This is a genomic window from Insulibacter thermoxylanivorax (assembly GCF_015472005.1).
In the GTDB taxonomy this organism is placed as follows: Bacteria; Bacillota; Bacilli; order Paenibacillales; family DA-C8; genus Insulibacter; species Insulibacter thermoxylanivorax.
Genome location: NZ_BMAQ01000035.1, coordinates 1 through 22,063, shown reverse-complemented (window position 1 = coordinate 22,063; position 22,063 = coordinate 1). Strand labels below are relative to the sequence as shown.

At 54.7% G+C, this 22,063-nt stretch carries 14 protein-coding genes; 10 read left to right on the top strand and 4 right to left on the bottom strand.

All coding sequences use genetic code 11. The features are described from left to right. The first annotated feature begins 74 nt into the window (after positions 1-74). From PRECH8_RS11970 to PRECH8_RS11950, 5 genes are all read left to right on the top strand, one after another. Positions 75-1,583 (top strand): S41 family peptidase, encoded by a 1,509-nt coding sequence (locus PRECH8_RS11970; protein ID WP_200967343.1) that lies wholly within the window; start codon positions 75-77, stop codon positions 1,581-1,583. Positions 1,584-1,597: 14 nt separating this feature from the next. Then, positions 1,598-3,037 (top strand): PDZ domain-containing protein, encoded by a 1,440-nt coding sequence (locus tag PRECH8_RS11965; RefSeq protein ID WP_200967342.1) that lies wholly within the window; start codon positions 1,598-1,600, stop codon positions 3,035-3,037. Positions 3,038-3,261: 224 nt separating this feature from the next. Further along, on the top strand, positions 3,262-5,259 hold the full coding sequence (uvrB, locus tag PRECH8_RS11960; RefSeq protein ID WP_200967341.1) for an excinuclease ABC subunit UvrB: 1,998 nt from the start codon (positions 3,262-3,264) through the stop codon (positions 5,257-5,259). 309 nt (positions 5,260-5,568) lie between these two features. Then, positions 5,569-8,496 carry an excinuclease ABC subunit UvrA gene (uvrA, locus tag PRECH8_RS11955; RefSeq protein WP_200967340.1) on the top strand — a complete coding sequence of 976 codons (2,928 nt, stop codon included), beginning with the start codon at positions 5,569-5,571 and terminating at the stop codon, positions 8,494-8,496. Positions 8,497-8,849: 353 nt separating this feature from the next. Continuing rightward, entirely contained in the window at positions 8,850-9,116 is a 267-nt protein-coding gene (locus PRECH8_RS11950) for a hypothetical protein (protein WP_200967339.1), read from the top strand. Between the two features lie 515 nt (positions 9,117-9,631). On the opposite strand, the gene PRECH8_RS11945 is transcribed toward PRECH8_RS11950, so the two are convergent. Beyond that, positions 9,632-11,581, bottom strand: a complete 1,950-nt coding sequence (locus PRECH8_RS11945) for a glycoside hydrolase family 15 protein (RefSeq protein ID WP_200967338.1) — start codon at positions 11,579-11,581, stop codon at positions 9,632-9,634. Between the two features lie 30 nt (positions 11,582-11,611). Further along, the gene (locus PRECH8_RS11940; RefSeq protein WP_200967337.1) at positions 11,612-12,619 is read right to left on the bottom strand and encodes a LacI family DNA-binding transcriptional regulator; all 1,008 of its coding nucleotides are present in this window, start codon (positions 12,617-12,619) and stop codon (positions 11,612-11,614) included. Positions 12,620-13,138: 519 nt separating this feature from the next. Here PRECH8_RS11940 and PRECH8_RS11935 point away from each other — a divergent pair. From PRECH8_RS11935 to PRECH8_RS11920, 4 genes are all read left to right on the top strand, one after another. Continuing rightward, a complete protein-coding gene (locus PRECH8_RS11935) occupies positions 13,139-14,446 on the top strand; it encodes a sugar ABC transporter substrate-binding protein (protein WP_200967336.1) in 1,308 nt (435 codons plus the stop codon). An 89-nt stretch (positions 14,447-14,535) separates the two neighbouring features. Further along, on the top strand, positions 14,536-15,849 hold the full coding sequence (locus PRECH8_RS11930) for a carbohydrate ABC transporter permease (protein WP_200967335.1): 1,314 nt from the start codon (positions 14,536-14,538) through the stop codon (positions 15,847-15,849). Next, positions 15,846-16,664 (top strand): sugar ABC transporter permease, encoded by an 819-nt coding sequence (locus PRECH8_RS11925; RefSeq protein ID WP_200967334.1) that lies wholly within the window; start codon positions 15,846-15,848, stop codon positions 16,662-16,664. The genes PRECH8_RS11930 and PRECH8_RS11925 overlap by 4 nt, the downstream gene beginning before the upstream one ends. Before the next feature lie 51 nt (positions 16,665-16,715). Further along, a complete protein-coding gene (locus PRECH8_RS11920) occupies positions 16,716-18,443 on the top strand; it encodes an alpha-amylase family glycosyl hydrolase (RefSeq protein ID WP_242457566.1) in 1,728 nt (575 codons plus the stop codon). Positions 18,444-18,487: 44 nt separating this feature from the next. Here the strand turns inward: PRECH8_RS11920 and PRECH8_RS11915 are convergent, their stop codons facing one another. Further along, positions 18,488-19,360, bottom strand: coding sequence for an AraC family transcriptional regulator (locus PRECH8_RS11915; RefSeq protein ID WP_200967332.1), 873 nt, complete (start codon positions 19,358-19,360; stop codon positions 18,488-18,490). 198 nt (positions 19,361-19,558) lie between these two features. Here PRECH8_RS11915 and PRECH8_RS11910 point away from each other — a divergent pair, with 198 nt between their 5' ends. Continuing rightward, positions 19,559-21,733, top strand: coding sequence for a glycoside hydrolase family 3 C-terminal domain-containing protein (locus tag PRECH8_RS11910; protein ID WP_200967331.1), 2,175 nt, complete (start codon positions 19,559-19,561; stop codon positions 21,731-21,733). Positions 21,734-21,850: 117 nt separating this feature from the next. Here PRECH8_RS11910 and PRECH8_RS14395 read toward each other — a convergent pair. Then, the coding region (locus tag PRECH8_RS14395) for a hypothetical protein (protein WP_207161798.1) at positions 21,851-22,063 on the bottom strand (213 nt) is incomplete at its 5' end.

Sequence of the window (22,063 nt, the reverse complement as noted above, 5' to 3'; positions counted from 1 at the left end):
ATAAACCCAATGAACCAGTCATATACTACAAAGGTATGCAGTGACTGGTACAGGAACGGGTGGTGTAGATTACAATGAGAAAGTTTCATGGCAGAACGGTTACGTTAATGATCGTAGCAGCGATGGCGGTCAGCAGCATGCTAACCGTTGCCTATATGGAGTTCGTCCATTCTCGACATGCCATGTCCAATGATGTGAACCAAGAAAACCGTGCTGACCGTGAAACTGGCGTTCAGAGTGCGCTTGACGATGGCAGCAAAAGCGGAGGGTTCAGTCAATCCGATTGGGATAAATTAAAGCTTGTCTATGAGATGATCGAGACGTCCTTCTATGAAGACGTAGATCGCCAGGCGCTCATCGACGGCGCGATCCGCGGCATGGTGGCTGCCCTGGATGATCCGTATACGACCTACATGAATTCGGAGGAGGCGGCACAGTTCTCCGCCGCGGTGGACAGCACCTTCTCGGGAATCGGCGCGGAGGTGACGATGATCGATGGACGCGTCACCGTCGTCGCAGCGATTAAGGATTCGCCGGCGGAGAAGGCCGGGGTGATGGCGAAGGATGTCATCCTCTCGGTGAATAACGAGAGCCTCTCCGGTCTGACGCTGAGTGAAGCCGTCGCTAAGATTCGCGGACCGAAGGGCACACAGGCGAAGCTGGAGATCATGCGCGAAGGTTATGAGAAGCCCTTGGAGATCATCGTCATCCGCGACGAGATCGATGTTGAGACCGTCTACTCCCGTATGGAGGACGACGGGATCGGCGTGATCGAACTTCGCCAGTTCGTGCAGAATTCCGATCAGCGTTTCCAAGAGGAACTAGAAGAGCTGAAGAAGCAAGGCTTGAAGGCGCTGATCATCGATGTTCGCGACAACCCGGGGGGTTATCTGTACAGCGTGATCGATCTGCTGGATATCTTGCTTGCGGAGGGCGAGACGATCGTGCAGATCGAGAATCGGGAAGGTGAGAAACAAGTAACGGTAGCTTCCGGCGATGGATTGGATATCCCACTCGCCGTCCTGATGAATGAGGGCAGTGCCAGCGCATCGGAGATCCTCGCAGCAGCCCTGCGCGAGAACGGGCGGGCCAAGCTGTTCGGGGTGAACACCTTCGGTAAAGGAACGGTTCAGACCACCTATACTAAGGGATTCAAAGACGGCAGCAACGTGAAGATTACGATCGCCAAGTGGTTGACGCCTCAGGGTAATTACATCCATGAGACCGGCGTGACACCCGATCATGTTGTCCCGCTGCCGGATTACTTCTACGCTGCGCCGTTACCGCGGGATACGGTGCTGGAGCGGGATCAGAACAACGCGGCAACGGCAAACCTGCAGCTGATGCTGAATGCCCTGGGCTATCCCGTGGATCGGATGGATGGATATTACAGTGCGGGTACGGCTGAAGCTGTCGAACGGTTCCAACAAGAGCACGGACTGCCGGCGACGGGGGCAGTCGATGGTGCGACGGCCGAGAAGCTGGAAGATGCATTGATTCAGCAAATCCAAGACCCTGCTAATGACACGCAGCTGCAAGCGGCACTGCAGTACTTGAGACAGACTTTAGGGATCGACACATAAAGGAGACCTGTCATATGGAATTCGTCGTCAGTCTTCTTGAAAGGTTGGGGCAAGCTGGGATCAGCTTGCTTCTCAACCCTTTTTACTATCTAGGTGTCCTGATCGTGATGCTGCAACTGCGGAAGCAGATCTTCTTCGAGCGCAGACTGTACTCCAGCCGCATCCACTCCATGTTCAATGAAGGCATCAAGGTTGTGCTCTGGGGTTTGCTGGGCGGCGTCATCGGCAGCCTCCTTATGGCGTTCGTCGGCGCATCCCTGCAGCCGCTGGCTGTGATCTATATGTGGGTCATCGCGCTGCTGCTCGTATGGCTGCGTTTGCGGTTCTTATGCTTTGCTTACGTGATCGGGCTTCTTGGCGTTATCAATACCGTGCTGAACGGGGTTCCGGGGATTGATAAAGGAGCGGACTGGTATCCCTGGATCCAACCGCTGATGAACTTGCACATGCCGTCCTTGCTGACATTGGCCGGGATCATGCATATCGTCGAGGCCCTGCTCATCCGCGTACAAGGAGCTCAGCTTGCCACGCCGGTCTTCATCGAAGGCAAGCGGGGCAAGCTGATCGGCTCTTACCAGTTCCAAGGGCTGTGGCCCGTGCCGCTGTTCCTGCTGGTGCCGACCGCGCTGGACGGTCAGCCGCTGCCGCTCACCCCCTTCTTCGGCGGGGAAACGATGTGGGCGAGCGGCTGGATGTTCCTCGCGATGCCCGTGATGCTGGGTTTTACGGATATGACCGTATCGCTGACACCACAGCGAAAAGCGAAGCGTACTTCGGGACAACTGCTGGTGTATGGCGTGCTGGTAACTGGGCTGGCTCTATCCGCGGAGTGGGTCCCGATTATGGTGCTGCCGGCTGCACTGCTCACGATTCTCCTGCACGAGCTGTTAGTCTGGTATGTGCGCTGGGATGAGAAGAACCGCAGTCCGATCTATGTGCACACGAACCGCGGTCTCACGGTGCTGGGCATCCTGCCGAATAGTCCTGCTGAGGAGCTGGGGATCCGGGCAGGGGAGTGCATCCACAAGGTGAACGGCCAAGCGGTGCGCACGAAAGAGGAACTGCACCAAGCCCTGCGTTTGAATCCGGCCTTCAGCCGCTTGGAGATCATCGACCTCGAGGGGCAGCACCGTTTTGTGCAGCGGGCGCTTTTTGAAGGGGAGCATCACCAGTTAGGCATCATCCTGGCACCCGATGATGATGCGGAGTTTTACGTTGTGCCCAAGAAGTATGAACGGTTGAGACGGTTCCGCACATCACTGGGACAGCAGACTAAGCGTCTGAGAGTACTGGATGAGGATGCTTCGAATGTCCGCGTGCCGGATCATGCTGCGCAGCATGCCGCTGCCCGGGATGTTGGTGTGCGGAAGGAACGTGTGCAGGATCATCATGCGCAGGATCATGGTGTACGGGAGGATCGTGCGCGGGATAACGGTGCGAATCTCCCCGGTTGATGGTATGACGCTTGCTGTCTCGGGTTGCTAGGCAGAAGCAGAAGGTTTTGGCGGGGATTGTTGGACGATCATGAACAAACAGATGCATACAGGACTATTGGAGAGCGGACTTGAGGGGTGCCGCTCTTTTGTTATCATATTCTGCCATATTATTGCATGGGCGGTATAAGAGGAGTATAATACAGCATGGGAACAAATATTCTCATCCCATTGGAGTGAACACAATGAGTCAATTCGTTGTTACCGACAGACCCTTCGAACTGGTTTCGGATTTTCAGCCGCAGGGCGATCAGCCGAAGGCGATCGAACAGTTGGTCGAAGGCTTGAATCGCGGTATGAAGCATCAGACGCTGCTTGGAGCGACGGGAACAGGGAAGACGTTCACGATCGCTCATACGATTGCGAGGATGAATCGGCCGACGCTGGTCATCGCGCATAACAAGACGCTAGCAGCGCAGCTGTGCAGCGAGTTTAAGGAATTTTTCCCGAACAATGCCGTAGAATACTTCGTCAGTTACTATGACTATTACCAACCAGAAGCTTATATTCCACATACCGATACGTATATAGAGAAGGATTCCAGCATCAATGATGAGATCGATAAACTGCGCCACTCCGCCACGAGTGCCCTGTTCGAACGGCGGGACGTCATCATCGTGGCCAGCGTATCGTGTATATACGGTTTGGGTTCGCCGCTGGAGTACCGCGAACAGGTCCTCTCGCTTCGCGTAGGTATGGAGAGATCGCGGGAAGAGATCTTGCATCGGCTGGTGGATATCCAGTACCAGCGCAATGATATCAACTTCGTGCGCGGGACCTTCCGCGTGCGCGGCGATACCATCGAGATTTTCCCGGTCTCGACGCATGAGCATGCTATCCGCGTTGAACTGTTCGGTGATGAGATCGACCGGATCACCGAGATCGATGTGCTGACCGGCGAGATCATCGGTCTGCGCGAACACGTGGCGATCTTCCCGGCGTCCCACTTCGTAACGCGGGAAGAAACGTTGAAGGTTGCGCTTAAGAATATCGAGCGAGAGCTGGAAGAGCGGTTAGAAGAGCTGCGCAGTCAGGGCAAACTGCTCGAAGCTCAGCGCTTAGAGCAGCGGACGCGTTATGATATCGAGATGATGCAGGAGATGGGATTCTGCTCGGGCATCGAGAACTACTCCGGACCTCTGACCTTCCGTGAACGCGGGGCTACGCCTTATACTCTGTTCGATTACTTCCCTGATGATATGCTGCTGATCATCGATGAGTCCCACGTGACGATTCCGCAGATCCGCGCGATGTACAACGGGGACCGGGCGCGCAAGGAAGTGCTCGTAGAACACGGCTTCCGCCTGCCATCGGCCCTCGACAACCGGCCGCTGCGATTTGATGAATTCGAACAGAAGATCAATCAAGTCATCTATGTATCAGCGACGCCGGGGCCTTATGAATTGGAACACAGCGAGCAGATCGTCGAACAGATCATCCGGCCGACGGGGCTGCTAGATCCTGTCGTAGAAGTAAGGCCGACGAAGGGACAGATCGATGATCTGATCAATGAGATCCACGACCGCATCGCGAAGGATGAGCGCGTCCTGGTGACCACGTTGACGAAGAAGATGGCCGAGGACCTGACCGATTACATGAAGGAGATCGGCATCAAGGTCCGCTACCTGCACTCGGATATCAAGACGCTGGAGCGGATGGCGATCCTGCGCGATCTGCGGCTCGGCGAGTTCCATGTGCTGGTCGGCATCAACTTGCTGCGTGAGGGGCTGGATCTGCCCGAGGTATCTCTGGTCGCTATACTGGACGCAGACAAGGAAGGCTTCCTCCGTGCTGAACGCTCGCTGATCCAGACGATCGGACGCGCCGCGCGGAACGCCGACGGCCGTGTCATCATGTATGCGGACACGATCACGGAATCGATGCAGAAGGCGATCGATGAGACGGCACGGCGCCGCAGGATCCAGATCGCCCATAATGAGAAGTACGGCATCACGCCGCAGACGATTCGCAAGAAAGTACAGGATGTCATCGAAGCGACGAAGGCAGCCGAGGAGAAGGCGGATTATCTCACCGAAGCCGCCAAGGGGAAGATGTCGAAGCGCGATCGTCAGCGGTTGATCGAACGCCTGGAAGAAGAGATGAAGGAAGCGGCCAAGCACCTGCAGTTTGAGCGTGCAGCTGAACTGCGGGATGCGATCCTCGAACTCAAAGCACAGGAATAACGATAAGCAAGCCGTCCGTGCGAGCTGGGAGATGGCCGCGGACGGCTAAGCGGCATTGCACATGAAAACCCGGGATAGGCATACAGGATAGACAGGATGGGCTGATTAGACTGATTTGATTGATTAGACGGCCATAGATAAGTTGATATTTAGACTTAGATAGGTTGGTATAGGCAGGTTGATTTAGGTAGGCTGGTATAGATAGGCTGGTATAGATAGGCTGGTATAGATAGGCTGATATAGATAGGCTGATATATATGGGTTGGCAAAGATAGGCGCTGATTAGGCGATATAGAAAGGATGTTCGGCTTGGCAAGAGACCATATCGTAATCAAAGGGGCAAGGGCCCATAATCTGAAGAATATCAACTTAACGATTCCCCGCGACAAGTTGATCGTCGTGACAGGCATCAGCGGTTCCGGCAAGTCTTCACTTGCCTTCGATACGATCTATGCAGAGGGACAACGGCGTTATGTCGAGTCCCTGTCGGCGTATGCCCGGCAATTCCTCGGTCAGATGGATAAGCCGGATGTCGATTCGATCGAGGGGTTGTCGCCGGCGATCTCCATTGACCAGAAGACGACGAGCCGCAACCCCCGCTCGACCGTCGGCACCGTCACGGAGATCTACGATTACCTGCGCTTGCTGTTCGCACGGATCGGCCGGCCGCACTGTCCAGTGCACGGCATCGAGATCACGTCGCAGACCGTTGACCAGATGGTGGACCGGCTGATGGAATATCCGGAGCGGACACGCATGCAGATCCTGGCTCCTGTCGTATCTGGGCGTAAGGGTGAACACGTGAAACTCCTGGAGGATATTCACAAGCAGGGATATGTCCGTGTGCGGGTGAACGGCGAGCTTATGGATCTCGGCGAACCGATCAAACTCGACAAGAACAAGAAGCACTCGATCGAGGTTGTAGTGGACCGTATCGTGATAAAGGAAGATATCCAGTCGCGGCTGACGGATTCCCTGGAACAGGCGTTGAAGCTGGGCGGCGGACGCGTGCTGATCGATGTCATCGGTGAGGAAGAACTGATGTTCAACGCGAACCTCTCCTGCCCGGAGTGCGGATTCAGCATGGAGGAGCTTTCGCCGCGGATGTTTTCCTTTAACAGTCCCTACGGTGCTTGTCCGTCATGCGACGGCTTGGGCAGCAAGATGGTCGTCGACCCCGACCTGCTTGTCCCGGATCCCTCGCGCTCGATCGAGGATGGTGCCTTCGAAGCTTGGGCGGGCAGTACATCGACCTATTATCCGCAGCTGCTCGCTTCGGCCTGCCGTCATTTCAACATTCCGACGGATGTGCCGGTCAGCGAACTGACGAAGGAGCAGATGAACATCATCCTCTACGGTTCGAAGGGCGAGAAGATCACTTTCCGATATGAGAATGAATTCGGCCGCTCCCGTGAGGCGGAGGTTCCCTTCGAAGGAATCATCAATAATTTAGAGCGGCGCTATCGCGAATCGCCTTCGGACAGCATCCGCGAGTATATCGAACAATATATGAGCACAAGCCCTTGTGAGGCTTGTAAGGGCAAGCGGCTCAGACCTGAGGTTCTCGCCGTTACGATCAATGGGTATAACATCGCCCATGTGACGGATTTGTCGATTGAGGAAGCGGACCGGTTCTTCAACAATCTGCAGCTGAATGACAAAGAGGCCATGATCGCGAACCAGATCTTGAAGGAGATCCGTTCACGCTTAGGGTTCCTGAATAACGTCGGTCTGAACTACCTGACGCTCAGCCGTTCGGCGGGGACGTTATCCGGCGGGGAAGCCCAGCGGATTCGGCTCGCAACGCAGATCGGTTCCAGCTTGATGGGCGTGCTCTATATCTTGGATGAACCGAGCATCGGTCTGCATCAGCGGGACAATGAACGGTTGATCCGAGCATTGGAGGATATGCGCGATCTGGGCAATACGCTGATCGTCGTAGAGCATGACGAGGATACGATGCTGGCTGCGGATTATCTGATCGACATTGGACCCGGGGCGGGCATCCACGGCGGGGAAGTCGTCGCACAGGGGACGCCGCAGGAGGTGATGGCGCATCCCACTTCGCTGACGGCGGCCTACCTCAGCGGACGCAAGTTCATTCCGCTGCCGGAAAAGCGGAGGAAGCCGAACGGCAAATGGATCGAGATCCGCGGTGCGAAGGAGAACAACCTCAAGAACATCAACGTGAAGATTCCGCTCGGCGTGTTCGTATGTGTAACCGGGGTGTCCGGCTCCGGCAAGAGTACCTTGGTCAATGAGATTCTCTATAAGGCGCTGGCCAAGGAATTAAACCGCGCCAAGCAGAAACCGGGCCAATTCAAGGAGATCAAGGGATTGGAACATCTTGATAAGGTCGTTGATATCGATCAGTCGCCGATCGGCCGCACACCGCGCTCTAACCCTGCCACTTATACCGGAGTATTCGATGATATCCGCGATGTCTTCGCGTCCGCCAATGAAGCGAAGATCCGCGGTTACAAGAAGGGCCGTTTCAGCTTCAATGTCCGCGGCGGACGATGCGAAGCGTGCAAGGGTGACGGGATCATCAAGATTGAGATGCATTTCCTGCCCGATGTCTATGTTCCTTGCGAAGTATGCAAAGGCTTGAGGTACAACCGCGAGACGCTGGAAGTTCGCTACAAGGGCAAGAACATCGCCGATGTTCTGAATATGACCGTCGAGGATGCGGTGGAATTCTTCAAGAATATCCCGCGCATTCATCGCAAGCTGCAGACCTTGTATGATGTCGGTCTTGGCTACATGAAGCTGGGTCAGTCGTCCACGACGATGTCGGGAGGCGAGGCGCAGCGCGTCAAGCTGGCCGCGGAGTTGTACCGGCGCAGCACGGGCAAGACCTTCTACATCCTGGATGAACCGACGACGGGGCTGCATTTTGAGGATGTGAACCGCCTGTTGAATGTTCTGCACCGGTTGGTGGAGAACGGGGATACCGTGCTCGTCATCGAGCATAACCTCGACGTGATCAAGACCGCCGATTACATCATCGATCTGGGACCGGAGGGCGGTCATAACGGGGGAACGGTGATCGGCACCGGCACGCCTGAAGAACTGGTCGAGAATGAGCGGTCGTATACAGGCAAATATCTGAAGCCAATCCTGGAACGCGATCGCGAACGCATGCGCAAACTGGCCGAGGCTGCAGCTGAAGATAAAGCTGAAACTGATGCTGAGACTGAGGCTGAAGCTGAAGCTGAAGCGACGAACGTGCATTGATACGGGCGTTCAAGATATAGCAATGTGGTTATGGAGAGGGTTCAGTCCTGAGGGACTGGCCCTCTTTTTTTGCACCTGAATGAATGCTGATCAGTGATCTTTGTACGACACAAACGAGAAAATCAAGGCAAAAACCGCACATAAGTTTTACAAAGATGTTACAGGCGTGATTTTTGTCTTGCAATTCCATACATAGATGGATAACATATATGAAGATGAATCATAACTATACTGGGCTTGTCAGCCCTTGCTGCGAACATCGTCGCTGGAAGGATTGATGCTTCGCGCATAACCATCATACATAAGTTACAGCGTTGTTAACTGATCGCTATGAATTGAAGGAGGGTCTTCGGATGTACCTTGCAGCTGCCAATGGTGAAGCAGCAGGAACATTTGCGCAAGCGTTTCAATTGTGGGATTTGTTCATGTTCGGCTTCACGATCTTGATCGCTTGGGGATTCATTCGTCTCCTGAGACACGATCGCACCAATAAACTGGGAATTGGATTTTCTGCAGTGGCACTGTTGTTGTTCCTGTTCTTGGACGTGCTAGTCGTTGCTAATTGGATGGGCTATCTCGATGAGATTCAGGATGCGATGAGTTTCTTAAGATCGTGGTAATAGAGAAGTTGAGATAGAGCGAATGAAGAGCGAACAAGCGAGTTTGAGTTAGAGACAGTGTTGTAGAGAGAAGTTTCCAGGGAGATGAAGAAATTTATATATACGGCGCATGGGGAGCGTGCATGCGCTGAGACGGACTCTGATGGTGAGACGACACGATGTGTCGTCTCAGTTTGTGTAGAGGCGTGGTCGCGTGTGAGACGACAGATCTTGTCGACTCAGCCCGTGCAGGGGCGTGCTACGAACGTGAGACGACAGATCTTGTCGACTCAGCCCGTGCAGGGGCGTGCTCGAGCGTGAGACGATAGATCTTGCCGTCTCAACCTGCGCTGAGGTACAGCTCGAGCGTGAGACAACAAATCTTGTCATCTCAGCCTGTGTAGAGACGTGATCCATGTGTGAGACGACAGAAAGTATCGTGTCAGGCATCGAGTAACAGTCGGTAACATACATAAGCCGTTCCTGTCTATGCATGACATAGACGGGAACGGCTTTGTGCATATGAAGCGCTTCAGTCAGCGCTGCGCTTGTTCTGCATCTGCCAGCATATGGACGGCGAGGATGAACATCGCATGAGACCAGGTCAAGGGAACGACCCAGGCGGTTTGTCCGGTTTCGCGGTCGATCTGTTCGGGGAGCAGCCCCAGTTCAGTCTGATGATCGATGGCCCATTGCAACAGACGCCGTGCGTCATCCAAGCGGCCTTGCAGGATGCGGTACTGACACAGCCATAAGGTTGTCAGGATCCATGGATTGCCGCCGATATACGGATCGTCTTCGTAGCGTTTGATACCGCCGACGCCGGGCACGGTGAGCAGGGCCTCGATCGTATCTGCCGTACGAGCGATCCGCGGATCGTCGGCAGGGAATAGACCGAAGGGTGTGCAGAGGCCGAGCAGGCTGATGTCGACGATCGGGTCCTCCCGCAGGATGTAGGTCGTATATCCTTTGCTGTCCGTGGTGGTATAACCGGAACGGCCTTTGCGGGTTTCTTCCATGTAGGTGGCTTCATCGACGGACAGCTTCAGCCCGCGCAGGTAAGCTCCTTTCTCCTCATTCCAACAGGATTCCCAGATGCTCTCGCGGATGCGCTCCGCTGCCTGCCGCCATTCTGCTGCGGATGCGGCTTCACCCTGCAGTTCAGCGAAGCAAGCCGCTGCTTGCAGTCCGCCGTAGACCGCTGCTGCCGAATACACGTGCTCGCCGATTCGTTCCTCCCACAGATCGTTGCTGGGAAGAGGCAAGCCCGTCTCCTCATCCAGGTAGGACATCAGAAACTCGGCTCCTCGGCGTACGGAAGGCCATACGCGATTCGCGAAGGCGCGGTCTTCCACGACCAAGTAATGCTGCCACATCCCCCAGAGGATGGAGCCCCCTTCGTCGATCTGCAGTCCCCAGGACGGGGCGAGTCTGCCGTCATGGTAGTGACGCTGCTGCCAGGAGCCGTCCGGCGATTGGGCGGTTAAGGACCACTCATAGAAACGGTCCGCCAGGGAGGTCAGTCCGCCGCGATCCATTGCCGAAGCGATAAAGGCTGCGTCCCTTCCCCAACAATAAGCATATCCGCCGCAATGAGCAAAATGTTCATCGAACTCAGGCGCAGCGATCACCGCTCCGCTCTGCTCATCGGACATCAGCTTCATCGTGAGCAGGGAGCGTTCATACAACCGCTGGATCTGCGGCTCCTCGATCGGACAGGGGACCGTGTGTTCCAAGAATTGCTGCCAGTAATTCGTGGTCTGTTCCAACAGCGAAGTATATCCCAGATCACGTACACGGCCGAGTACGGCAACGGCTTCTTCCTGCGAAGTTCCCGCTGTGATATACACCGTAAGCTCGCATGTGCTTCCCGGCGGAATTCGCAAGGACCAGGCCAAGGCCCCGTCCGGGGACATATCGATGTTCGTGCCATCTAGATGACCTTGGCTGATGGACCGCCAGACGTCCTTGCCGGCTTGATATTTTGTGCAAACGTTTGAGCCAGAAACCGCAAAAAAATACTCCCGCCGGAAGTGAATCAATGCATCGCTCTCAGGATCGAACATCACTGTGTTATACAGCGGGTTCTCGCTGATCTGGAAGGAAGTATAGTGGAGAAAATCCCCCTCCACCATCTGTTCGCTGGTATTGCGGAAGCTGTAATGACGCACCAGCGCATCCTCATCGGGAACTGCGAACATTCGCAGATGTACTTCGACGGGATGGGCGGCGGAAGAAGCACGGATGTTGACGATTTTCGTCCGATCCGTATAGCTTGCTTCATGCTGCCAACCTGCGGTTTCGTCATCAAACCAGCTCAGTTCGCCATTCACCAGCAGGGCGTGACGCATGCGGTCCACATGCTGCGGGAAATCGATATGCGGCCACCACAGGCGGTGGATTCGCCCATCCTTCGTAAGCGAGGCGAGCATCTTGGAGTTGCCGATGACGGCATCGACTAGATAGGGCTTATGATTGTGACTCATCAAAGTTCACTCCTCTAAGTTAGGATATCCTCATGTGGATTCGCGCAGGATCAATCGATGGGGTACGATGGTGCGCGGTTCGCCTGCATAGCTTCCTTGAATCGTGTGGATCAAGTTCTGTGAAGCAAGATAACCCAGTTGATAGATGCTGATATCGACACTGCTGATCGGCGGTGAGGAGAGCTCCGTTAACGCTGTGTTGTTAAAGCTGATCAAACTCATATCCTGCGGCACTTGGTAGCCGAGTTCATGCAGTCCCCGCAGAATGCCGAAGGCGACGATATCATCCACAACGACGAGAGCGGACGGCCGTTCGCTTAAGCTCATGAGGATGGACATCGCACGGTAGCCGCTCTCCTGCAGGAATTCCTCTTCGATGATCCAATCCTCTCGAATCTCCAGCCCCGCTTCCCGCATCGCCTGCTCATATCCTTTCTTCCGGTCATGGGAGAGGATGAGGTGCGGCGGTCCGCTGATAAAGCCGATGCGGGTATGGCCCCGCTTGATCAAATGCATCGTAGCATCATAGGAAGCCTGCACGTTGTCATTATCGACGGACAAGACATCCGGATACTCCTCGCTGCGGCCGATCAAGATGAAGGGGAATTGCTGTTCATTAAGATATTGGACTACTGGGTCGTTGCGCCGCGAGGTGAGCAGGATGATACCGTCAACCCGTTTGCCGCTCATCAATCGGTTCAAAGCACTGATCTCATCCTGTTCCGAAGGACAGGAAGTCATCAGGATATCGTATCCGGACTTGGAAGCCCGGGTGACGATGCCGCGGATAAACTCTGCGAAGAAGAGATTCAAGAACAACTCCTCAGCCGGGCGCGGCAGGAACACCCCGAGGGTGTAAGTCGTCTTGGAAACCAAGGATTTCGCGGCCAGATTCGGATGATAGCCGAGTTCATCCATAATCCTGCGAACTTTCTCTGCTGTAGCTTTGCTGATGCGCGGATGGTTGGAGATCACGCGCGATACAGTGGAAGGAGACACGCCGGCTGCGCGGGCTACGTCCTTGATCGTAACGGTCATGGGATACACTCCTATAGACTAGTGTGCAACTTATTGTATGATGCAGCGAGTATTCAGAAACCATTATAGGCGAAAAATTGCACAACGAAAAATTTGAAATTTTGAGCTAGAGGGAGAGAAATGGAGAAAACGAGAGAAACGAACTGTGCAAATATGGAAAAATCACCTGTGCAAACGTTTTAACATATCCGCACTCTGGTATAAGATAAAAACATCAAATGAAGCGCTTTCCAAAGGCGTTTCGCAGGGTTTTTGCCGAAGGATTTCCTTCTTTTATTGCCCGTAGGACAAACGTTTGCGCAAGAGGCGATGCAGCAAGTTGCAATGTACCTGTAATCTGTTTAATCCAGGTGTGATCCGAGGGTCAAAGGATGAACCTGCCGTGCTCCATTCGCTTGCTCATCCCGAAGCAATGCGTGATGTGGTCCTAAGGACGCTGAAAAGAAGGGATCTCGGCGGTCATGATGGTCAAGTAAAAGGGAGTCACCAAAAAAGGAAAGGGAAGGTTGTGTGAAGGACATGAAAAAGAAAAGTGTAGCGATCTTAGTGGCACTTCTGATGGTATTCTTGGCAGCATGCGGAAGTTCACAGAACAGCGGGAAGAATGCTTCCAACACGCCGCAGCCGGCACCGGTCAATACCGATGCCAATGGGAATCAAAACGCCGCTGATGACGATGAATTGCTGCCGGAGGAAGGGGCGAAGCTGGTCGTCTGGGAGTCCAAAGAAGAGAAGCCCTTCATCGAGGCGATCGGCAAGAAGTTTGAGGAACTGTACGGGGTTCCGGTTACCGTAGAAGAAGTCCCCGGCGGGGACCAAGGCGGACGGCTGGCTACTGACGGACCGGCGGGACTGGCAGCAGACATCCTGACGATGCCGCACGACCATATCGGACCGGCAGCGACGGCTGGACTTATCCTGCCGAACGATTACTTCGAAGAAGAAACGCGTGCGACGATGGTCGAGTCGGCGATTATCGCTTCGACGTACAACGGCATCCTGTACGGATATCCGAAATCCGTTGAAACCTATGCCTTGTTCTACAACAAGGAATTGATCTCGGAACCGCCGGCGACTTGGGAAGAAGTCATCGAATTTGCAAAAAGCTACAATGATCCGGCGAATAACAAGTTTGCAATCATGTTTGAGAACGGGAACTTCTACTTCGGCTATCCTTTCGTAGCCAGCTACGGCGGCTATGTGTTCGGCAATGACGGCTCCGATGGTTCCGATCTGGGCGTGAATACGGAGGGTGCCGTTAAAGGCTTCGAGGTATTCCAGAGCTTGAAGGAGATCCTTCCGCTGAATACGGGGGACATCACTTGGGACGTGAAGACGCAGCTGTTCACCGACGGCAAACTGGCGATGAACATCGACGGTCCATGGGCGGTATCGACCTTCCGCGATCAAGTAGACTTCGGCATCGCGCCGCTGCCGGCGATGGAGGATGGCGTACCGTCGATTTCCTTCTCCGGCGTTAAGTCCTACTATGTCAACTCTTACTCGAAATATCCGAACGCTGCTCGTCTGTTCGCTTACTTCGCGTCGAGCTTGGAAAATCAGCTGATCAACTATGAGATGACGGGCATCATCCCTGCACACAAGGAAGCAGGAGAGGATGAGCGGATCAAGAACGATCCAATCGTAAGCGGATTCTTCGAGCAATTCACGTACTCCCACCCGATGCCTTCGATTCCTGAGATGCAGAATGTGTGGGAGCCGATGGCCGCAGCGATGACGACGATCTGGAACGACGGCGCCGACGTTCGTCAGACGCTGGACACAACAGCGAATACCATTAAGCAAAGAATCAGTTCGTCCAATTAACGGTTAGATCATGTTCTGACGGCAACCACTCACCCGGCTGAACAGTCGGGTGGGGTTGTCTATTTTACAGAGTAAGGCGGGAGGTTACGATGAAACGACATTCCATATCCGCGATGACTCTCTCCATCTTGTTCATGGGATTAGGTCAGCTCTATAACCGCCAGCTGGCCAAAGGAATCCTGTATGCCTTAATCTGGTCGGGACTGCTCTGGGTGAGCTTCGACTACCTGTTTGAAGCGATCAGGGGATTGATCACCTTGGGCGAGACGCCCTCCGGCATGGTGAAAGTCGGCAGGGTCTATCAGATGGTACAGGGTGATCACTCGATCTTCTTGATGGTAGAAGGGTTGATCGCTTTATTCGCTCTGCTCCTGATCATCGGCATCTACATCATGAACGTACGCGATGCTTATATGAACGGGCTGCGCAGAGAGCTGGGCGAGCCGACGAAAGGGATCATCGATGGTCTGAAAGGCATCGAGGGCAAGGCTTTCCCCTATTATGTGCTGCTGCTGCCGGCCATCTCGATCCTGTTCTTAACGATCCTGCCGATCGTCTTCAACATCCTGCTCGCTTTCACCAACTATGCGGATCCGATCCTGCCGCCGGCAAACCTGGTGGATTGGGTGGGGTTTGATAACTTCCGCAATCTCGTTCAGTTGGAGAGCTGGAGCCGTACATTCTTCGGCGTGCTCGGATGGACGGTGATCTGGGCGGTCCTGGCGACGATCACCACGTACTTCGGCGGGATGCTCGTGGCGATCTTGATCAACCAGGATGGGATCAAACTTAAGAAGCTCTGGCGCACGATCCTGATCATTCCCTTCGCTATTCCAAACCTGGTGTCGCTGCTCGTCATGCGGAACTTGTTCAACGGTCAGTTCGGCCCGATCAATATGTTCCTGCGCAATGTCCTTGGGCTCGAAGGAGTGCCGTGGCTGACGGACCCGGTTTGGGCGAAGGTGACGGTCATCCTCGTAAATATGTGGATCGGTATCCCCGTATCGATGATCTTGATCTCGGGTGTCCTGACGACTATTCCCAGGGATCTGTACGAGGCAGCAGAGGTGGACGGGGCCAGCGCCTTCCAGCGTTTCCGTCATATCACCTTACCATGGGTGCTGTTCTCCACGGCGCCGATCTTGATCATGCAATTCGCCGGCAATATCAACAACTTCAACGTCATCTTCCTGCTCACGAACGGGGATCCGGTCAACCCGAACTACCAATATGCAGGAAGCACGGATCTGCTCGTCACTTGGCTGTATAAATTGACGCTAAACAATCAGCAATACAATCTGTCCGCGGTGATCGGGATTATCATCTTCATCATCATCGCATCGGTATCGATCTATAACTTCCGCAAGACAAGATCTTACCGAGAGGAGGATATGGTCGTATGAAGCCGAGGTTATTATTCAGCTATGTTATCTTGGTCATCTTGTCATGCATCAGCCTCTTCCCGGCGCTGTGGATCGTGCTGTCTTCCTTCAAGGTGGGCAACAGTTTGTACAGCGAGACACTGTTTCCCAGGGAGTTCACATTAGAGCATTATATCGAATTGTTCACGAACACCGATTATCCGCTGTGGTTTATGAATACTCTTAAAGTGGCCTTCGTCTCGATGCTCCTTGGAACGACGCTGATGCTGTTGACATCCTATGCGATCTCCCGGTTTCGCTTCAAGGGACGCAAGGCGACGCTGACGACGCTGCTGGTGCTGCAGATGTTCCCGGGATTCATGGCGATGATCGCCATCTATATCCTGCTCATGCAGTTCAATCTGCTCAACAACCACTGGGCGCTCATCCTTGTCTACAGTTCCGGCGCGATTCTGGGCAACGTGTTTATCGCTAAGGGGTATTTTGATACGATTCCGCGGAGCTTGGACGAGTCAGCACGCATCGACGGCGCTTCGCACTGGATCGTGTTCACGCGGATCATGATCCCGCTGGCGCGGCCGATGCTGACCTATGTAAGCCTGATGATCTTCACCGGGGCCTTCGTCGATTTCATCTTCGCAGAGCTCATCCTGCGCACAGAGGAACAGCGGACCTTAGCCGTTGGGCTCTGGCGGATGGTCAGCCAACGGCAATCGACGGAATTCACCCTGTTCGCGGCGGGCGCTGTGTTGATCGCTGTGCCGATTACGCTGCTCTTCATCTTCTTGCAGCGCTATCTGGTGCAGGGGCTGACCGCCGGCGCGAGCAAGGGTTGATTGACAAGGATCTACAAAGGTTAATAAGCGATAGGAAGGATGCGTTGCGGCGTGAAATTAGGCAGATACGGCTTGTGCGGCCTGGTCGGGCTGCTGACGGTGATGCTCATCGCTTCCGGCTGTTCTTGGCGGGGCGGCGGTGAACCGCAGCATCAAACATTAAGCGGAACGTGGATCATCGCTGAGGATGTGAACGATCCATCCGCTCGAAGTGAATCGAACGTATACTACGAGATCTTCGTGCGCGCGTTCGCCGATTCGGACGGCGATGGGATCGGCGACCTGCGCGGCGTCGTGAATATGCTGGATTACCTGAATGACGGTGATCCGGAGACAACGGAGGATCTTGGGGTCAGCGGCATCTGGCTGATGCCGATTCACCCTTCACCGAGCTATCACGGGTATGATGTTACTGATTATCGCAGCATTCATCCCGACTATGGGACGTTGGAAGACTTTCAAGTATTGATCGAGGAGGCCCATAAGCGGGGCATGAAAGTGATCATGGACCTCGTTGTCAACCATACGTCCTCTGAGCATCCGTGGTTCCTGGAGGCGGCGATGGATCCTTCCAGTCCTTATCGGGATTGGTACGTGTGGCGCGATGAAGAAGATTCTCCGATTGCGGTCAGCGCTGCCGGCGGGCCGGCCTGGCATCGAAGTCCGGGCGGTGGAGCGGACTACCTCGGCGTATTCTGGAGCGGGATGCCGGATCTGAACTTCGATCATGCAGCCGTGCGCCGGGAGATGATCGATATCGGCAAGTTCTGGCTGGAGCTCGGAGTCGACGGTTTCCGATTGGATGCGGCGAAGCATATCTATGAGGATCTCAGCGGCGATGAGAAAAATCCGGCGCTGCAAGAACGCAACCTGGCCTGGTGGAAGGAATTCCGTGAAGCTCTGCAAGAGGTGAATCCGGACGTGTACCTCGTAGGAGAAGTATGGGATTCCTCTCCTGCACGGGTGGCTCCCTATTTTCAAGTATTTGATTCCGCCTTTAATTTCACAGTCGGTGAACTGGCGATCTCCGCGGCGGCGAGAGAAGAGGATTCAAATCTGGCCTTCACGCTGGAACGGATGCACGGCGCTTATGATACAGCGTCGGGCGGCGGATTCATCGACGCGCCGTTCTTGACGAATCATGATCAGAACCGGGTGATGTCGAACCTGCGCGGCGATCTGAATCATGCGAAGATGGCGGCGTCGATCCTCCTGACCCTGCCCGGCAGACCGTTCGTCTATTACGGCGAGGAGATCGGCATGCAGGGCGTGAAACCCGATGAGGAGATCCGCGAACCGATGAAATGGGCCGATGAGGAGGGGGGAACTTCGGCTGCAGGTGAAGGAGTGCCCAGCCTGGCGGGCATCCCTGTCTCTGCTTATGCCGAAGCGATGACGCGCTGGCGTATGCCGCGGCATCAAGCGGATACCCCATCGGTACTGGCGCAGCAGTCCGATCCCGCATCCCTGCTGCATCACTACCGCGCTTTGATCCAGCTGCGCAGCCGGCTGCCGGTGCTCGTCAGCGGCACGATCCTACAGCTCGATCTCGAGCCAGCCCAGCTTATGGCCTATGAGCGGCGGGATGGAGCGGATCGCGTCCTTGTCGTGCATAACCTGGGCGGTTCAGAAGCGGAAGCGATCCTTAAGCCTGATGCGGCTGGCACGGCTTACGAGCGTCTGGTCGCGGCCAGCAGTTCCGATGTAGAAGTAAGCAGCGGTGAAGAGGGTCAGCTCCATCTGAAGCTTCCTCCGTACAGCACTGCTGTCGTGCGATAAGTGAGTTCAAGATGTACCCCATCCAGTTGCCTGATGAAGCAGCTCTACGGTTGAATATGCTGACCGTAGAGCTGTTTGTATTGGGAGGGTGTGCATTTTTTGTGTTCTTTGAACACGCGGTTAAAGGTAGCCAAACTTCCGAATCCGGAACGCATGGCGACTTCCGTGATCGATACATTCGGCTCGATGAGCAGTTTCTCGGCCAGCATGATGCGCTGCTGGTTCAGATAGGTGGTGAAGGAGATGCCCGTGAACTGCTTGAACATGCGGACGAAATGATACTTGCTGAGACCGGCTTCACGGGCTGCATCGTCGGTGCGGATGTCCTCGGTGCAATGCTCGCGGATGTAGCGGCATACGCGGTTGAAGCGTTCGATGTCCCGCAGCCGTTTCGAGGGGTGGGTCTTGGGAAATCGGCGCTCTTCGGTTAGGATCCGGCGGCCTAAGCACACTATGAATTGGATCAAGATGGAGTAAGCCTGCGCTTCACTCAGCGGCGACTTGCTGAAATATTCATCCATGATCTTATACAGGAGCGGACGTAAGCTGTGCAAGGTTTCGTCATCTTCGCCGGAGCGCAGCACGGTGAAGGGCCGCAGCATGGCTAAGGTTGTGTCGAAGCCGTCCATATGCGTGAACTGCCCGTAGTCAAACTGCAGGATCAGGCGCTTTCCGCTGGGAGGAGCGAACAGTTCATGGAGTTCGCCGGGCGGGATGAACAGGATCTCGCCTGGCGCAAGCTCGCAGCGCTGATCGCTGACGACGGCGGTGTAGCCGTTCACGAGGGGCATGATGATCTCCGCTGCTGTATGCCAATGGACCGGATAATCGATCGCACTTTCATTGATGAAGAGGCGCATGCCGAAGTGTTCCGAATAGTGAACCGTTTCTCTAGTGCCGTCGAGAAATTCGATCAAGGGCGATTCCTCCAGTCGTTTCAGACGTTTTTTCATGGATGGTGTAATATTAGTATAGGACAAAATCGCAATTTTTGAGAAGTCGAAAGCAAGATGTGGGAAGAATGATTAGGGACAGTTGTCTATAATAGAATAAGCAACCTTTATTCCTAGACCAAAATTTTACTATAACGATTCCCAGGAAGGATGGTGCAATCGATGGCAGAGTTGCAGAGAAATCCTGAGAAGATCGCCGAATATAAGAAGCGTGCTGCAGAGCTTGTCTCGCAGATGACGTTGGATGAGAAGATCCGTCAGATGCTGCACGCGGCTCCGGCGATTGAACGCCTAGGTGTGAAAGCGTATAACTGGTGGAACGAGGCGCTGCATGGCGTGGCGCGAGCCGGTACGGCGACGGTGTTCCCGCAGGCGATTGGACTTGCGGCGACCTTCGATGAGGAACTGATGGAGAAGATCGCTGATGCGATCGCAACGGAAGGTCGTGCGAAGTACAACATGCAGCAGGAATTTGGCGATACGGATATCTACAAGGGTCTCACCTTCTGGTCGCCAAACGTGAATATCTTCCGTGATCCGCGCTGGGGACGCGGGCATGAGACCTACGGAGAAGACCCCTATCTGACAAGCCGTCTCGGCGTGCGGTTCATCCAAGGGCTGCAAGGCAAGGATGAAAACTATCTCAAAGCCGCGGCTTGTGCAAAGCACTTCGCAGTACACTCCGGACCGGAGGGTCTGAGACACAGCTTCAATGCGGTTGTATCCAAGCAAGATATGTATGAGACCTATCTGCCCGCATTCGAGGCCTGCGTCAAAGAGGCGAAGGTTGAAGCAGTCATGGGGGCCTATAACCGCACGAACGGCGAACCATGCTGCGGCAGTGAGACGCTGCTCGTGAAGATTCTGCGCGGCGATTGGGGCTTCGACGGTCACGTCGTCTCCGACTGCTGGGCGATCAAGGACTTCCATGAGTATCATAAGGTAACGAAAAACGAAGTAGAATCGGTTGCTCTGGCCGTGAACATGGGCTGCGACCTGAACTGCGGAAGCTTGTTCGTCTTCCTCAAGGATGCGATCGAGCAGGGTCTGGTCACGGAAGAGCAGATTGACCAAGCGGTTACGCGTCTGATGACGACCCGCATGAAGCTTGGTATGTTCGATGATCCGGAGAAGGTGCCGTTCAGCAAGATTTCCTACAAGGAAGTGGATTCGCCGGAGATGCGCGAATTCAACCTGCAGGTATCGCGTCAAACGCTGACGCTGCTGAAGAACGAGAACAACATCCTTCCGCTGGATAAGAGCAAGATCAAGACCATCGGCGTCATCGGTCCGAACGCGAACAACCGCAAGGCGCTGGTGGGTAACTACGAAGGAACGGCTTCCCGTTACATCACGCCGCTGGAAGGCATCCAGGACTATGTCGGCGATGATGTGCGCGTCCTCTATTCGGAAGGCTGCGACCTGTTCAAGGATCGCGTCAGCGTGCTGAGCACGACAGGCAATGACCGCATCTCCGAAGTGAAAGGCGTCTGCAAGGAGAGCGACGTGATCATCGTCTGCCTCGGTCTCGATGCTGACCTCGAAGGAGAAGAAGGCGATACGGGTAACCAATTCGCAAGCGGCGACAAGCCGGATCTGCGCTTCCCGGGACTGCAGGAAGAAGTGCTGAAAGTCTGCTATGAGAGCGGCAAGCCGGTCATCCTGCTGGTGCTTGCGGGCAGCGCTATGGACCTGAGCTGGGCAGATGAGCATATCCCGGCGATCGTTCAATGCTGGTATCCGGGTGCTCAGGGCGGACGTGCGATCGCGGAACTGCTCTTCGGTGAGTATTCGCCGGAAGGCAAGCTGCCGGTTACCTTCTACCGTTCCACGGAAGAGCTGCCTGAGTTCACGGATTACTCCATGAAGGGCCGCACTTACCGCTACATGGAGCAAGATGCGCTGTATCCGTTCGGCTACGGTCTGTCCTACACGAACTTCGAGCTGTCCGATGTGAAGGTGGATACGGATAAGGTGACTGATGCAGGTGTTACGGTAACGGCGAAGATCCGCAACACCGGTCAGATGAGAGGCGGAGAGACGGTGCAAGTCTACGTCAAGGTCGAGCGCGACGGTACGCCGAATCCGCAGCTTAAGGGCCTGAAGAAGGTACACCTCGATCCGCAAGAGGAGCAGGAAGTGACGATCCATCTGCCGCTGGATGCTTTCGGCCTCTATGATGAAGAGGCGATCAAACGTGTCTACGCTGGAGAATTCTCTGTATACGTGGGCACAACCCAGCCGGATCGCCGCAGCCGTGCGCTGACAGGCAAGGAGCCGGTGAAGCTCACTCTGACAGCGGACGAAGAAGTCGTATTGAGCAAACCTCCATTCTAATGCAGATATAAGGGGCTGTCCAATCTGTCAGTGAAAACTGACGGATGGACAGCCCTTTTATGCGTGCGTATGAACATGCAGACGAGGAGATCCGGTGTGTGAGACACAGTTATCGTATTATTGTTGATTCATGGCACGTGGAGGCAGGGATGCAGGGATGGCATATGAGACGATAATAACTGTCGTCTCAGTCTGCGTTGAGGCAGGAATGACGTGTGAGACGACAGTAACTGTTGACTCAGCTGTGTCGATCCCAGGAACGATACGTGAGACGATAATAACTGTTGACTCAGCTATGTCGATCCGAGAAACGATGTGTGAGACGACAGA